The 14219-nt window shown below is 60.6% G+C and carries 13 protein-coding genes and 2 pseudogenes; 11 read left to right on the top strand and 4 right to left on the bottom strand.

Annotated features, from left to right (window positions below; all coding sequences use genetic code 11):
• Window positions 1-181: pseudogene (locus BG61_RS43720) on the top strand (hypothetical protein); the annotation flags it as partial.
• Between the two features lie 586 nt (window positions 182-767).
• Here BG61_RS43720 and BG61_RS32815 read toward each other — a convergent pair.
• Window positions 768-1235 carry a hypothetical protein gene (locus BG61_RS32815; RefSeq protein ID WP_035942623.1) on the bottom strand — a complete coding sequence of 156 codons (468 nt, stop codon included), beginning with the start codon at window positions 1233-1235 and terminating at the stop codon, window positions 768-770.
• Window positions 1236-1982: 747 nt separating this feature from the next.
• Between BG61_RS32815 and BG61_RS32810 the strand changes: the two genes are divergently transcribed.
• The 5 genes from BG61_RS32810 (at window position 1983) to BG61_RS32790 (ending at window position 8129) form a co-directional block, all read left to right on the top strand.
• Window positions 1983-3647: an alpha-amylase family protein gene (locus tag BG61_RS32810; RefSeq protein ID WP_035942621.1), complete on the top strand. Its 1665-nt coding sequence runs from the start codon at window positions 1983-1985 to the stop codon at window positions 3645-3647.
• A 791-nt stretch (window positions 3648-4438) separates the two neighbouring features.
• Window positions 4439-4993 (top strand): DsbC family protein, encoded by a 555-nt coding sequence (locus tag BG61_RS40655; RefSeq protein ID WP_075584275.1) that lies wholly within the window; start codon window positions 4439-4441, stop codon window positions 4991-4993.
• Between the two features lie 884 nt (window positions 4994-5877).
• Entirely contained in the window at window positions 5878-6585 is a 708-nt protein-coding gene (locus tag BG61_RS42345; protein WP_152565257.1) for a hypothetical protein, read from the top strand.
• 262 nt (window positions 6586-6847) lie between these two features.
• Window positions 6848-7162: a hypothetical protein gene (locus BG61_RS32795; protein ID WP_035942618.1), complete on the top strand. Its 315-nt coding sequence runs from the start codon at window positions 6848-6850 to the stop codon at window positions 7160-7162.
• Between the two features lie 670 nt (window positions 7163-7832).
• Complete coding sequence (locus BG61_RS32790) at window positions 7833-8129, top strand: hypothetical protein (protein WP_035942617.1); 297 nt, start codon at window positions 7833-7835, stop codon at window positions 8127-8129.
• A gap of 590 nt (window positions 8130-8719) precedes the next feature.
• Here the strand turns inward: BG61_RS32790 and BG61_RS32785 are convergent.
• A pseudogene (locus tag BG61_RS32785) lies at window positions 8720-9028 on the bottom strand (cytochrome c oxidase assembly protein); the annotation flags it as partial.
• A 500-nt stretch (window positions 9029-9528) separates the two neighbouring features.
• Between BG61_RS32785 and BG61_RS43030 the strand changes: the two are divergent.
• The 4 genes from BG61_RS43030 to BG61_RS32770 all read left to right on the top strand — a co-directional run bounded on the left by BG61_RS43030 (window position 9529) and on the right by BG61_RS32770 (window position 11345).
• The gene (locus BG61_RS43030; RefSeq protein ID WP_161783721.1) at window positions 9529-9687 is read left to right on the top strand and encodes a hypothetical protein; all 159 of its coding nucleotides are present in this window, start codon (window positions 9529-9531) and stop codon (window positions 9685-9687) included.
• Between the two features lie 96 nt (window positions 9688-9783).
• Window positions 9784-9984: a hypothetical protein gene (locus tag BG61_RS32780; RefSeq protein WP_132458719.1), complete on the top strand. Its 201-nt coding sequence runs from the start codon at window positions 9784-9786 to the stop codon at window positions 9982-9984.
• Window positions 9985-10091: 107 nt separating this feature from the next.
• The gene (locus BG61_RS32775; RefSeq protein ID WP_035942614.1) at window positions 10092-10688 is read left to right on the top strand and encodes a ParB/Srx family N-terminal domain-containing protein; all 597 of its coding nucleotides are present in this window, start codon (window positions 10092-10094) and stop codon (window positions 10686-10688) included.
• Between the two features lie 129 nt (window positions 10689-10817).
• Complete coding sequence (locus BG61_RS32770; RefSeq protein WP_035942613.1) at window positions 10818-11345, top strand: CinA family protein; 528 nt, start codon at window positions 10818-10820, stop codon at window positions 11343-11345.
• Here BG61_RS32770 and BG61_RS32765 read toward each other — a convergent pair.
• Window positions 11342-11866, bottom strand: a complete 525-nt coding sequence (locus tag BG61_RS32765; protein ID WP_035942612.1) for a DUF421 domain-containing protein — start codon at window positions 11864-11866, stop codon at window positions 11342-11344. The two genes, BG61_RS32770 and BG61_RS32765, sit on opposite strands and share 4 nt — an antisense overlap.
• 159 nt (window positions 11867-12025) lie before the next feature.
• Here BG61_RS32765 and BG61_RS32760 point away from each other — a divergent pair, with 159 nt between their 5' ends.
• Entirely contained in the window at window positions 12026-13843 is a 1818-nt protein-coding gene (locus tag BG61_RS32760) for a thiamine pyrophosphate-requiring protein (protein WP_035942611.1), read from the top strand.
• A 197-nt stretch (window positions 13844-14040) separates the two neighbouring features.
• On the opposite strand, the gene BG61_RS45235 is transcribed toward BG61_RS32760, so the two are convergent.
• Window positions 14041-14193: a DUF6496 domain-containing protein gene (locus tag BG61_RS45235; RefSeq protein WP_459208582.1), complete on the bottom strand. Its 153-nt coding sequence runs from the start codon at window positions 14191-14193 to the stop codon at window positions 14041-14043.
• Window positions 14194-14219: the final 26 nt, after the last annotated feature.

Below are 14219 nucleotides of genomic sequence, written 5' to 3'. Positions count from 1 at the left end.
ACGCCGACGGGTTCCGCTGACGGATACAATTCACCAGACAGAACGTGTGATTACGCCCGATCCGTTTGAGCAGGAGGTACTGCAGACCGTCCGCAGACTGGCGAACGACGGCAACCTGAAAATGGCGCTGTTCAGGCTCCACGAAGTGATTGAAGCCCGCTTAGAGATGCGAAGATCCTGATAGCGGCCGTTTCACGAAAGGCAGAGTTTGGAACATGGGTGTTCCAAAGATGAAATAGCGAGAGCGAGCAGACGCGGAAGACGTGCGAACGTCTGATTCACGCTCGAATTTTTTCCGCCATCATTCCATTTGCGCATGGTCTTGAGAGCCCGCTACACGGGCAACTTAAGTTTGTGACGGAGAATTGATCAGCCCGCAACCTGCCACGGGAAAGGGGACCGCGGGGCCGCGGTTATCAACGTGAGTGTCCTAACGTGCGGCCTCCAGCTGAACTTCAAGCTGCACTGCAATTTCTTGAACTTCTCCGAAACACCGCGAAACTTTAGAGCGCGAAGCGTCGCTATAACCAAGCGCCAAAGCTTAAGAAAACCGGGATCACCAGCGCAGCGCCCAGCCTTCTACAGGGATCGCGAATGTCCGCATGGGTGCCTCGGCTGGAAAAGTGTGATTGTCATCTTTGTCTCCTTCAGTTTCCCGGCCAATGGGAATCTAAACGCTGGACCGCGCGAACAGCGGGTGAACGAGTAGCAAGGTGAATAGCCGCTAGCAGTCATATGGGGCCTATCTCATCGGAATTCTGGGCGGCTCACATGCTCGCAGACGATCTGCATTCTGCTGGCGTGATAGTAATAGTTGCGATGTCCGCCCCATCCCTGCCTTTGTATGCAAATGACACGGTTACACCGTTCTCAGGGAGCACTTTCAACGTTTTTCCCTCACATACCTCGTTATGCAAGTAAGGCAGCATGGCCTTTGTAAATTGTTGCCCAGAGACCTCTGCGCCGTCGTGGTCGATCAACGTGTAGTTATAGCGAAACTGATGGGCAAGACCCCATGCATTATCGAGCCTTGTATCCTTATCGACCATGACCGGTGCCTGCTTATTAATCATGTTCATCATTTGCGCGAGGTGGTAGTCGATTCGGTCTGATTCTTCCGACTCGTGGTAGGCCTTGACAGCGGATTTCCCTACCGCTCCGCCCCCGCCGAACGTCGTTACCTTGACAACGACGGCCAATGCAGCGATGGCGAGAAAGAACAGTATCTTTTTCATGACCCATCCCTGAAAATTACTTCTTGTTGCACAGAGCGTAGGGCGGTCCGTGCCGGGGCGTCAACGCATCAATATCGCGGCTTGTGTGATGGCCAACCATGTACGCGTCAATCCCCGCTTCGGCCGGTCTGTCCGAAAGCAAGATGAAGGTCATCAAGGAACGGACATGAAGGGCGTACGCTGACGGGGACGTAGTCAAAGGAGAAGTCGCCCATGGCGCGGTCCTATCGACGGCCATCACCGGTGCGCACGCTATTTGGCGTAAATACCCGCGGTCATTTTTTGGGCGAGCCGTGAAGAACTGCGCGTACGTCCCATTCGAGCGTCACCACCGTACTCCGTTTCCGTATTGATGGCTTTCTTGGCTCCAGGCTTACTTGGTGCGAGCTTGCCCTCAGCGCAACCGCCGTAGCACCGGAAAAGAGAAAAAAGTCCCGCCGGAAACGGCGGGCGCCAAGAACATGATCTAAACGCGTCCCCCGGGTCCCCACCCGAGCGACGCACTTCCAGATGAGCAAAAAAAAGCCTGCCTATCGGCACGCTACTGCACGAACGCCGCGAGGCGGCCAAAGCGCCGTCGCCGCACGCCATCAGTAGTTGGCGAACATGTTCCGTTCGGACAAGCCTCCTACTTCACATAGATTGCCGAGTGCAGAGGCCGGCGGCTACACTAGATCCGTCCCCGCGCCACCCGATGTGCCGGCGCGGCCGCCATCCGCATCGCAAACTGGACCTTGTCCACAGCGCATGGTTAACGACCTCTGGTACAAGAACGCGATCGTCTATTGCCTCTCCGTCGGCACGTTCATGGATGCGAACGGCGACGGCACCGGCGACTTCCAGGGCCTCGTGCGAAGGCTCGACTACCTGCAGGGCCTAGGCATCACGACGATCTGGCTCATGCCGTTCCAGCCGTCGCCCTGCCGCGACAACGGCTACGACATCTCCGATTACTACAATGTCGATCCGCGCTACGGCACGCTCGGCGACTTCACCGAGTTCACCCACGCATGCCGCCAGCGCGGCTTGCGGGTGATGATCGATCTCGTCGTGAATCATACGTCGGACCAGCATCCGTGGTTCCGGGAGGCGCGGCGCGATCCACAGTCGAAATACCGAGACTGGTACGTGTGGTCGAAGAAGAAGCCCGCGAACGCCGAGGACGGCGTGGTGTTCCCGGGCGTGCAGAAGTCCACGTGGACCTACGACAAGGGAGCGCGGATGTGGTACTTCCACCGCTTCTATGGTTTCCAGCCCGATCTGAACACCGCAAACCCGTACGTGCAGGCCGAGTTGCTCAAGATCATGGGTTTCTGGATTCAGCTCGGCGTGTCGGGGTTTCGCATGGACGCGGTACCGTTCGTCATCGCGACGAAGGGGCCGCAGGTGAAGCGGCCCGTCGAGCAGTACGACATGCTGCGCACGTTCCGCGAGTTCCTGCAATGGCGCGAGGGCGACGCGATCATTCTCGCCGAGGCGAACGTGCTGCCGGACACCGACATGCAGTATTTCGGCGACGCGGGCGAGCGGCTGCAGATGATGTTCAACTTCCAGGTCAATCAGACGACCTTCTATGCGCTCGCGAGCGCAGATGCCGATCCGCTCAAGAAGACGCTCCTCGCGACCCGATCGCGCGCGTCCACGGCGCAGTGGGGCGTCTTCCTACGCAATCACGACGAGCTGGATCTCGGGCGCCTCTCGCCGCAGCAGCGCGAGACCGTCTTTGGCGCGTTCGGCCCCGAGCCCGGCATGCAGCTCTACAACCGCGGCATCAGGCGACGCCTCGCGCCGATGCTCGACGGCGACCGGCATCGCCTGGAACTTGCGTACAGTCTGATGCTGACGTTGCCGGGAACACCTGTCGTACGCTACGGCGACGAAATCGGCATGGGCGACGACCTGCGTCTGCCTGAGCGCGAATGCGCGCGCACGCCGATGCAATGGTCGACGGAGGCGCACGGCGGATTTACGAAGCACGGGCGGCCGGTATCGCGCGTGATATCGGGCGGCCCCTATGGATTCGAGCGTGTGAACGTGGCGGCCCAGCGGCGCGATCCAAACTCTCTGCTCAACTGGATGGAGCGGATGATCCGCATGCGCAAGGAAGTGCCCGAGATCGGTTGGGGCGACTTCGCGGTGCTGCGCGCCTCGCGCGAGGACGTGCTCGCGCTGCGCTACGACTGGCGGAACAATTCAGTCGTCTGCCTGCACAATTTCAGTCCTGCGGCCTGTACGGTGAAGTTCCGCGTCGGGCCGGCGGCCGAGGACAACGGCACACTGGTGAGTTTGCTCTCCGACGACCACAGCCACGCCGATGCTTCCGGCCGCCATACGGTCGTATTGGAGCCTTATGGGTATCGGTGGTATCGGGTGGGTGGGCTAGATTATTTGCTGAAGCGTAGTGAGGTGTGAGGTCGGTTTGGACGACGGCGTAAGGTCGAACACCGATCGCCAGGCGGTCTGGCCGCGTAATATTGACCCCAAAGCGGCCCAGCCAACAATAGGGCGGACACGGCCTGAGGTTGAAGGCACCGGATTGTTCATGCCACTCGTTTCCATTACACGCGAGGATTCCATGAGCGAGGCTGGACGTCGTATCGAGAGAGACATTGAAAAGCTCGCCGCCATCGTCGAGTAAGTAATTGGTGGCCACTTCTGGCCGGACTCGCCAAATTTCGCCGACGCGCAAAGACGTCACATGCGGTCGCTCGCCCAGCAGCGCCGTCGTCGCGTGCCCAATAGAGCAATCGAGGACCGCAAGCCGGTGATGTCGTGCCAGACCCGCGCCGCATTTAGTGCGGCTCCGCTTTCAGACCGGCTGCTAGTCCGTTGTGGTTCCGCCCACCGTAGCAGTGGACAGTTCCGTGTAAGTTTGTTACGTCTTCCCCACACTGGAGACACGGTGAAAGCAGGCTCAACGCTGAGAATGCAGGAGACGTGTAAAGTTAAGGTGAATACGATCGAAGGCGGTTGCTGGGCGCGTCATGCAGACACGCTGTCGAGGCAACGACAACCCCGGATATCTATTCTGGCGATGCTCGAGTGCCTCACCATTTGACGCGCAAGCTTGCGTCTTGATATTTGTCCGAGCTGACAGTGCCACTGAAACAGCATTCGACGGCGGCGTCATTGGGCTCTATTGACTTGTCTTTCCGGTGCGACAATCGCGTTGTCCGAACACACTCTACCGCCGAGGCAGCTCGATGAACCCTTGGTCCATATTTGGCGTTCGCTTCGTCCCCGCGAAGGCGGTCATCTGTTCGGCATTGCTCTTATTGTGTCCGACGGCGATGGCAGACGAGGAAGCGAGTGCGACGCAGATGGAAGGCAGGCGCGTCGACTTTGACCGTCTGCCATTCGACCGTGCGATCAAAACCGTTCAAGGTAACGGAAGACGAACGCTTGCGGTATTCGCCGATCCGTATTGTCCCTATTGCAGGACGCTCGAGCGTCGATTAAGCAATCTGTCTAACGTTACTATTTACACATTTCTGTTTCCGATTGTCACAGCCGATTCCAAACCAATGGCAGCGGCAATCTGGTGTGCACCCGACCGAGCAGCGGCCTGGCGCGCTTGGATGCTCGACCGGCTGCCTCCGGCACGAGGCCATGTGTGCTCGGGTGCACCGCTCGAGAGCAATCTCGCGTTGGCGCAAAGCCTGGGCGTACGGATCACGCCCACAATCATTTTTTCAAACGGCGAGGTTGTCACGGGTGCACTTCCGCTCGATGAAATGAAAAGCATGCTCAGCCCGTAGGACGGAGTAAATGCCGCCGAGCACACCTTGCGGAGCGCGTAGTCGGACCGCTGGGAGTGCAGCGCTACGCGGGCAATTCCCGCGCACCGCCGATCTGGGTCGCGAGGCGTGCGTCCTGCTGTTCTTTCGGTACTGGATCACGCCGGCCGCGAACAGATGCACTTCGCGATGGCGGCCCGTTGCTCGATATGGCGACATGCACTGCGCCGCAATTGCTTCGTCGGTCGACCGGACTTCGTGATCGGCGGTCCTCCCGATCAGGGGCGGTCTCTCCATATGTAGAACGGTCACGAAGTACGTCTGCGCGATCGCCCATTTGCACGGCGTGGCAGGGCGTACCGGATAACAGGTTGCCCCTTCAGGTCCTCGCACCGCGCCTCTGAGCTGAAGGCAGTCGTTTCGTTAGGCTCGCTGCATGCAGCCTTGACCATTCATAGTCAACAGAGATCCTAGGAGGAGGGAATTCTTCACAAGGAGGCCGGGCCGTGCCGTATTGATCGAATCAAGCCGGGCGGGGTCGACGCCTCAGGCGCGAATGCAATGATTTCGAAAAAATCGGCGGTGCTGCCCATGTTGAGCTGAGGTAATGCGTCCGGGCTGCTTGGTCAATTTCACGACGTATTTGAGGGGTGCGGGAATCCGTCACTGAGCGCGAGCGAGATGTCCGAAGCGATTGCTGCTGACGTGGATAGGGAAATCGTGCTCCGCGACTCGACGAACGGCTCACAGGAACGGAGCGACACGCCCATTCGCATGCCTCGGGTTGCGATTGTGATTATCTAATCGTATTCTTGTTAGATCCTGATTTCAACGCACAGTATCTGTGGGGGCATCAAGGGACTATCATTATGTCCCGACGTATTTCGGACATAGCGCCTCCTCAAATGAACTCGACCAAAGGAATTGATGGCCCACACGGGGATGTTGGGACGCGATGGCCGCGCATCTTCACGGCGCCAGATGTCAACTACGAGTTTCACCGCGCTACTGGTGTGCAATGGCAGGCTTTGCGGTTTCCTGTTCGAGGCGAATTATTTCTTTGGCGTGTACGCGGCGAATGGCACCTGGCCACCGCAACGGACGGCCGAAACTGGCTTACGCTTGACGAGCGCAGGCGCGTAAAGGGGTTTAGCAAGACCGCAATCGCGCGCCAATTCAGTGTGGGACGGACCGTGTTGCGAATGATTCTTTCTAAGATGCTCAATTGCGATCCGGGCACCGTGCGGTTAAACACCATGGCCGACGACCGCGTGCTGGTGACGGTCCCTCGCGAAGACCGGACTATCATGATTGATGTTGTGAACGTGGGCATCTGGGTGGTAATTGCAGCCAGTGCGGGAAGGGTGGGCATCGGACTCGTAAGCTCAAGGAACCCATCTTCGTCGCAAGCAGCGGGGATATCAGACGCTATGCAGATGCAGGCGCGTCAACTCAGCCACCATAGGGCGAGCGACGGGGTGGTGCGCAAGGGCTCGCGCACGTCAAAGACATGCTGGTACAGCCTCGACCTTCCTATGCCGGGCGCCCTTCGAGGCGCGGTCACTGTCGACGAACCGATACGACGCGTGACGGCGTTCGGGTGGACCAACTAGCGCAAAGCCTGCTTTGAGATGAGATCCACGCGCCGCACTGCCCCGTCGATACATCCATCATGCCCGAACCACATGTCAGAACCGTCCCGAGTCGCACCGACCAGGCGGACCTCTTCCTTTAGCTGCCACGTCGTCAATTGAGCGCCGACAGGGATAGTCTCAGGCCAGACAAACGTGTGGCAGTGCTGTTACCATCGATCGACCATGTACACAGCTAGCCTAGATTAACGTAGGAGTCGACAACGAGGCCGGGGAGAACGAAATGCACGAGTCGTTGGACGAAGCGCTTGATAGGGCTTCGAATCTTCCGACAGAACGGAGGCTACTGATTGGTCGCAGACGCAATCCGACCGATCGGCTCGAATGGGAGTGTGCCGACATTAGCGTCTTAAAGCGCTTGCGCCCACTTTTCGTCGGAGAAGACGGAATTGGAGGCGCGATTGACGCTTTCCTTCTCGGTAGAGACCGCTGCTCGCTCATCGTGCTGAAGGCGCCGACATCCATGACGGTTCTTGTTCTGGGTGCCCAGACCCGCCAACAGGTTGTCGACGCGCTTCAAGAGCAAGCCATCGACTGAGCCGAACCGAAACCGCGTCGCAACTATAGGTTTATGGAAATCCACCGGCACGATGCACACGTATAACCTTGTAGCTAGGAAACCAGAGGAATTCGTAGGGAGCCATCCACTAACGTGCTATGCAAAAGGGCCATGTCGGAATGTCTTCTGAACAACAAGCCAAATCAACCGCATTCGTATCGGGGACCATTGGCTCCGTGGAAGTCGCTTGCTTTTTCGAATCAGCCACAACCAGCATCGGCGTTTGCTCTGCAAACGCTTGCGCATACGCTCTGGTCCCTCAACATAAGTTCAGTCAGATTTTTATGGTAACTGTGACCTGCTTATGGCTCGGTCACGTGAAAATTATTCTGGATCGGAGACAGACGAGCAACCACGTGGGTCATAAAAGCAATGCAGGCCTCTCCGATTGCTCGCTTGGAAGTGAGAGCTCCGGCCATGCAGGATTCCGGAAAGCGCTGAATCGCTTTCCTCCTTGCCTCTGCGCTTCTATTTGCCATACTGGAGGTGAGCACGTTCGCATAGCGCGCTCCCTCGTTGTACTTGGTGGCCGCCAGTTAAGACGCTGGCGGCCTTTTTCAGCGCCCTCAGCCTTACAGGCCCACCCATCGCGCGACTGAGGAATCAGGATTCGTATGTGCTCCGATCGGTGACATACGCGGAGACAGAAATGACCTTTGAAGAGTGCGAAAGGCGACTCGGCTTATTGCTTCGGGACCAGCCTCAAGGAACGACAGCCGAGTTTGCCGATTACGCCATCGCGTTTTGGACGGGCAACAAACTCGTCTACTGCTTCCTGCGTGAAGATGGTTCGGGCGAGATCGACGAGGCGTTCAATCCCGCTGCCTATCTGTGGGAAGATTTGGAACCAGACTTTGCCGCATGGGTCCGCGCGCCACACTACCACGTGCGCTCTGTGGTGGTCGAATGGCGAACGCATCAGATGCCATGCAGCATTGGAGCTTGAGATTCGTTGGAAACGAGTGGGATTTTCTGTCAACGCGTTCGCATCGCGGGCTTGATTGCGATCCGTGATAACCCGTCGCACCAGGTAATGGGCGTTCTGTTGAGCTAGCTGACCGAATATGCGCGCTAGCGATGGATGCCCTTCCTCTCACTACACGAGCCGACAAAAGATCATCGACGCACGAGATTTCGGCAAACCGCACCCGGCACAGATCGAACTGAAGCTATTCGTGGCCGTTCCAGCGAAATCGATTACTTGTGCAACTTGCTGCGAGCCGACGCCACGTCATTGGCCGTGACGGGCCGCGCGTCGCATAGGGCGCGCCCCCTCGCGTGGCCGTGTGGCAACCCGCGCAATCAGCGGCTTTCGCAAGATAGGCGCCTCGCGTGGCGAAGGATTGTGGGGTCCCGTCAGCTGCGAAAGCTCTCGTCGCGAGTGATGCGGACAGGATCAGGCACGCACCGAGGCAGCGGACGAGGGCATCGGAAAAGGGCGCCCTGCCCGCGCCTTGATTGCGCGTGCGGTATCGGACGAGCGCGAAGGGCCCTGCAGTGCGCCACATGTCAACCGTCCTGCACGGCAGTGCCGCGAGCGCTCCCGCCCGGCACCCACATCACAAGTCCGCCCAACTGCTGGTCCTGCAACGGATCGAAGCCGAGCGCGCTGGTGCTCTCGATATACGACGGATACCAAAGACCCGGCGCGAGCGTGAGCAGCGCGCCGAGCGCGCCGGTATGGACCATTGTCGTGAAAAGCGATAGCAGCGCGTGGGCGCCGCGTTCGCCGCGCGATGTGTTGCCGAATATCGCCCACCAGAACAACAGTGCGCTTATCAGAAAGCTCGTGTGCTGCAATGTATGGATGCCGCGCCGCGCGAGCGCGGCCTCGAAGATGAGGGGCAAAATCGATTCCTGTGAGGATTGTCGCCACAGAGAAGGGCCCGACTTAGCGGGTGCCGACTGGCCCTCGCAGGCAAGATCTGCAAATCCAGGGGGGCTTTGCTGCGTCATACTCGAAAGCATCAGATCACGTCCCTGACGACGGCCATTGTCGTCCGCAGTCAACTGGCCGAGGCTGGCCATTGCGCGTCTGTTGAGCAGGAGGTCTCCCCCGGCGAAGGGATGGCCGTCCACATCCGTCGACCATCCGAATGCATCGATACCGAGCGGCGCGAAAAGCTTCGTGCGCGCATAGCGGTGGAGGTCAAACCAGCGCGCGAAGATTACGTGCCCACGACGCATCACGACAACGCGACGCACGGCGGAGCGGACGGGGGCCAGAGCGTTTAGCCTCTCCCGCCGCGTTGGCTGGAACACGAGTTGCGTACATGTACATCGCGACGCGCGGCGGCTTGTGTTCGCGCTCGAAGGCTGTTTTTCTCAAGAAATAGGGTACACACATGACGACGATTCCACAAAAAGAGCCCGCGGCAGATATCACAGATGAGCAGCCGGTACGGCCTGAAAAGCGTCAGCAGAAGCCCGGCGATTCCGTGCAAAAACCGCACGAGGGCGACACCGCCGCCCACGATGAGCGGCCGGAGGATGCGGAAATCTAAAGCGGAACGCTCGGCTGGGTGTAGCCGCGGGACGATTAGGGGCAAGGTAACAGCGTGACTTTGTACGAGCTTCAGACGAACAGGGACGACGTGGCAATGCCTCCCAAGGTCGCGGGCGCCACGGTGGAGTACTTCGTTGCGCAAGGGGCGTTCGAACGAGCTTATGCCGTGCTGCGCACAGACTCGTCAGAACTCTTCGGCGATTGGTGCGACGCCCTGAAAAAGCGCGGCCGCCCATTCCGGACTGTCGATGCGCGCGACGGCGCTCGCCGCGACGTGAACGATCCCGACTGGTAAGCGCTTAAAAGCTCACGAGAGGGTGCTGTCGGACGAGGCGGCACGCCGTATGCTTTCAGTATTTAATCCGGGACCATGCCTGGATAGTCGCCACAAAGGAGCCCGGAATGAACACGACGCTGATGGTGCGCATCGACGGCGTGAAGCCGACTCAGGGTGCACTCGGTCTCGAACATGTGCGCGAGAAGATGGCGATGACCGGGGAGCACTCCGCGGACACGCTTCCGAGCTTTCTTCGCGACCACGCGTTGCGCGCAGTGCGGGGACCCGGCGGGAGCCTTCATGTGATCGACCATCATCACTGGGCACGCGCGTGGTACGAACTGGGTTTTCGGGAGGCGCCCGTCTGCGTCGATTGCGACTTCAGTGCGCTGCCGCCCGACGAGTTCATTGAAGCGATGAACGCGCGAGGATGGTTCCACCCATACGATGAACGCGGCAGGCCGACCAGCGTCGAGCGGCTGCCAGGTACGATCGCCGCAATGCCGGACGATCCCTATCTCAGCATTGCCGCTTTCGCACGCATGGCGGGCGTTTTTGAGGACCCGCCCGAATTCAACGCCAAGTTTGCCTGGGCAGACTTTTTCCGCACACGTGTAAGCGGCGATTTTGGAACGATATCGGGTTTCGCGAAGGCGCTCGCGCAGGCGATCGCGACATCGAGCGACGCGGCCGCGCGCAGGCTTCCCGGCCTCATCGCTTAAAGGGCCTGAGGACCCACCAGGAGGAGCTGTCGCGAACGAGATTGAACAGACCCGCGTGTGAGACAACTATCCGCGAATGCGTCCGCCGATCATCGCTTGACCTCAAGTTTGGAGAGCACAGGAGAGCTCATGAACGTTCCGCGTCTCGTCGTCGGCTTTCTTTGTTCCCGGGGAAGAACGCTCGCGACCGCCGAGTCGTGTACGGCTGGGCTCATTGCCTCACTGCTGGCGGAAGTGCCGGGAAGCGGCGCGTGTCTCGATGTCGGCTTCGTGGTGTATTCGCCCTCGGGCAAGTCGGGCTTTCTCGGCGTCCGGCGTGAGACTATCGAGCGGTTCAATCTGACGAGCGAACAAGTTGCCCGCGAAATGGCGGAGGGCGTACTCGCTCACGAGGCATCTCGCGCGGACGTTGCCGTTTCGAACACCGGGCTCGCGGGTCCTCCGCCGGATGGCACGAATATCCCCTGGGGGACACAATGCTTTGCCTGGTCGTTCGCTGAGCGTGACGGTCGCTATACGTTCAGCGAGACGAGAGTCTTCAGCGGCAGCCGCAACGAAGTGCGCCGCGCGGCCGCGCTCTACGCTCTGTCGCGCGTGCCCCAATACTTCGATCAGATTCCGGTTGTGCGTCGCAAAGCGCGCTCGGAGCGTCGCTAGGCAACCGGAGGCGTGCGCTGCACCGCCCGGTCGGCGCGTTTCTTGATCATGCTTATCTCCCCGTTGCGCTCGAGAATGGCCGACTGGACGCGGGCCAGATCCAGCTCGCCCAGTCGCTGGCGCGCGGCTTCCAGTACGTCGTGTCGCGTGATCAGCGCGGCGGACAATTGCGCCTCGTCAAACCGGCCGTCGCGATAGATCTCGCGTTCAACACCGCCTGCGAAGCGTTCGAGCGCAGGGGAATGCACGCAGGCCCACGCGAAGACTCGGTGCAGCACGACGAGTGCGAGCGCACCCGCGACGGTCGGAATGACCGGCGAGGCGCCCACGATCACGCGGCTTAGCGTAGCGCCGAGCAGAATCGCGACGACGTAGTCGAAGGGAGAGCGTTGCCCGAACGAACGTCGACCCGAGATTCGAATGCAGACAAGCGTGCCAGCGAATACGACGAGCGCTCGCAGCGCGGCCTGCAGTGCCGTCAGGTCCTTCCCTTCGCCGAACAGGTTGATGAGCGTGTCCATGATGTGCTCCTCGGTACCGGCGCGCAGAGATTTGCTGCTGCATGCCTGCGACGCGACCAGCAATACGCGTGCCGATTGCTGCCTGGTATCGGGCCTGGGTCTTGCGAATGCAGGAGCGAGCGGAAGTCCCGGACACAGCGTTATTTGAAGGAGGGTGCGATGACTCAGACCGTAGGCGATTTTGTCGTGGACCGGCTACATCAATGGGGCGTGCGTCGCATCTTCGGTTATCCGGGCGACGGCATCAACGGGGTGTTCGGCGCCATGCAGCGAGCGCCCGACAAGCTCGAATTCGTGCAGACGCGGCACGAGGAGATGGCGGCGTTTATGGCGAGCGCGCATGCGAAATTTACCGGCGAACTTGGCGTGTGCATCGCGACGTCCGGCCCCGGGGCGTCCCATCTCATCACCGGGCTTTACGACGCGCGCATGGACCACATGCCGGTGCTCGCGATTGTCGGACAGCAGGCGCGCGCGGCGCTGGGCGGACACTACCAGCAGGAGATCGATCTCGCCGCAATGTTCAGGGACGTGGCCGGGTCGTTCGTGCAGCAGGCGAGCGTGCCGGGGCAGGTCCGGCATCTCGTCGACCGCGCGATCCGCACGGCGCTCGCCGAACGGCGCGTAACGGCGATCATTCTCCCGAACGACTTGCAGGACCTCCCGTACGAGCCGCCCGCACGCGCCCATGGCACGCTGCATTCGGGGGTCGGCTGGTCGGCGCCGAGAATGATCCCGCGCGTGGCCGATCTGGGCCGCGCAGCGGACGTGCTCAACGCGGGCCGGCGCGTGGCGATCCTCGCCGGCGCGGGCGCGCTCGGCGCCACCGACGAACTGATCGCCGTCGCCGACCGGCTCAACGCGGGCGCCGCCAAGGCGCTCCTCGGCAAGGCGGCGCTGCCTGACGATCTGCCGTGGGTGACGGGCGCGATCGGCCTGCTTGGCACCGAGCCGAGCTATAAGTTGATGACGGAATGCGACACGCTGCTCATGGTCGGCTCGGGGTTTCCCTATGCGGAGTTCCTGCCGAAGGAGGGGCAGGCGCGCGGCGTGCAGATTGACCTCAAGGCCGACATGCTGAGCCTGCGCTATCCGATGGAAGTCAATTTGCAAGGCGATGCAGCCGAAACATTGCGCGCACTGCTCACGCTTCTCGAACAAAAGGACATGGGCAGTTGGCGCGACCGCATCCGCCGCTGGAACCGCAACTGGAGCGAGACCCTCGAAGCGCGCGCGCTACAGGATGCCGAGCCCGTCAATCCGCAACGCGTCGCGCGTGAACTGTCCGCGCGGCTGCCGGCCAACGCGATCGTCACGAGCGATTCCGGCTCGTGCGCGAACTGGTATGCGCGCGACATCCGCGTGCAGCGCGGCATGATGTGCTCGCTCTCGGGTGGACTTGCGTCGATGGGTGCGGCCGTGCCGTATGCCATCGCGGCCCGCTTCGCACACCCGCAGCGGCCAGTGGTCGCGATGGTCGGTGACGGTGCTATGCAGATGAACAATCTCGCCGAGCTGATCACCGTTGCGAAGTACTGCAAGGCCGCTGGCGGTACGACGCCAGCGTGGGGCACAGCGCCGTGGATCTGCGTGGTATTCAACAATCAGGATCTGAACCAGGTGACATGGGAACAGCGCGTGATGGAAGGCGACCAGAAGTTCGAGGCGTCTCAGACCATACCCGATGTACCGTATCACCGCTTCGCCGAGTTGATTGGCCTGAGGGGAATATTCGTGGATCAGCCTGCGGCGCTCGGCCCCGCGCTCGACGAGGCGTTCGCGGCGGATCGCCCTGTGCTGCTCGAAGTACGCACCGATCCCAACGTTGCGCCGTTGCCGCCGCATGTAACGCTCAAGCAGGCGAAGGCGTTCGCATCGGCGCTGCTGCAGGGCGACCCGGACGAGTCGAGCGTGATCGTCGATACCGCGAAGCAAGTTCTCGCAAGCGTGCTCCCGGGTCGCAAGGAGCGCGACTAGCGAGGCCTGCCAGGTACGCTCACCGAACAACGTGTGCGGCGGGCGCACGCCGCTTGCCGCGTCACGAGTAGCGCGATAGGGCCTGCATGCCCGCGGGGAGGGTGCGCTGCAACGCCCAGTTCACTGCTGCCGAGTTCGCGGACGCCGCCCGCACCGGCTTTGCCCAAGGATGCGGTTCGACGTCCGCCGGCGCACGCCTATCTATCGCTCTTTTTAGGAATTTTTTTCCCCGATTTGCGCGCCTGATTCAGCGCGATCGCAACCGACTGCTTTTGCGACTTTCCATGTTTCCTTTCTGTCTTTATGTTTTTGGAGATTGTGTCCCTGGATGTCCCTCGTTTGAGCGGCATAGTGCCTCCTTCAGCGTTATCGTCCG

It is taken from the genome of Caballeronia glathei, from assembly GCF_000698595.1.
Taxonomy (GTDB): domain Bacteria; phylum Pseudomonadota; class Gammaproteobacteria; order Burkholderiales; family Burkholderiaceae; genus Caballeronia; species Caballeronia glathei.
This window is presented reverse-complemented; position numbering and strand designations above follow the sequence as displayed.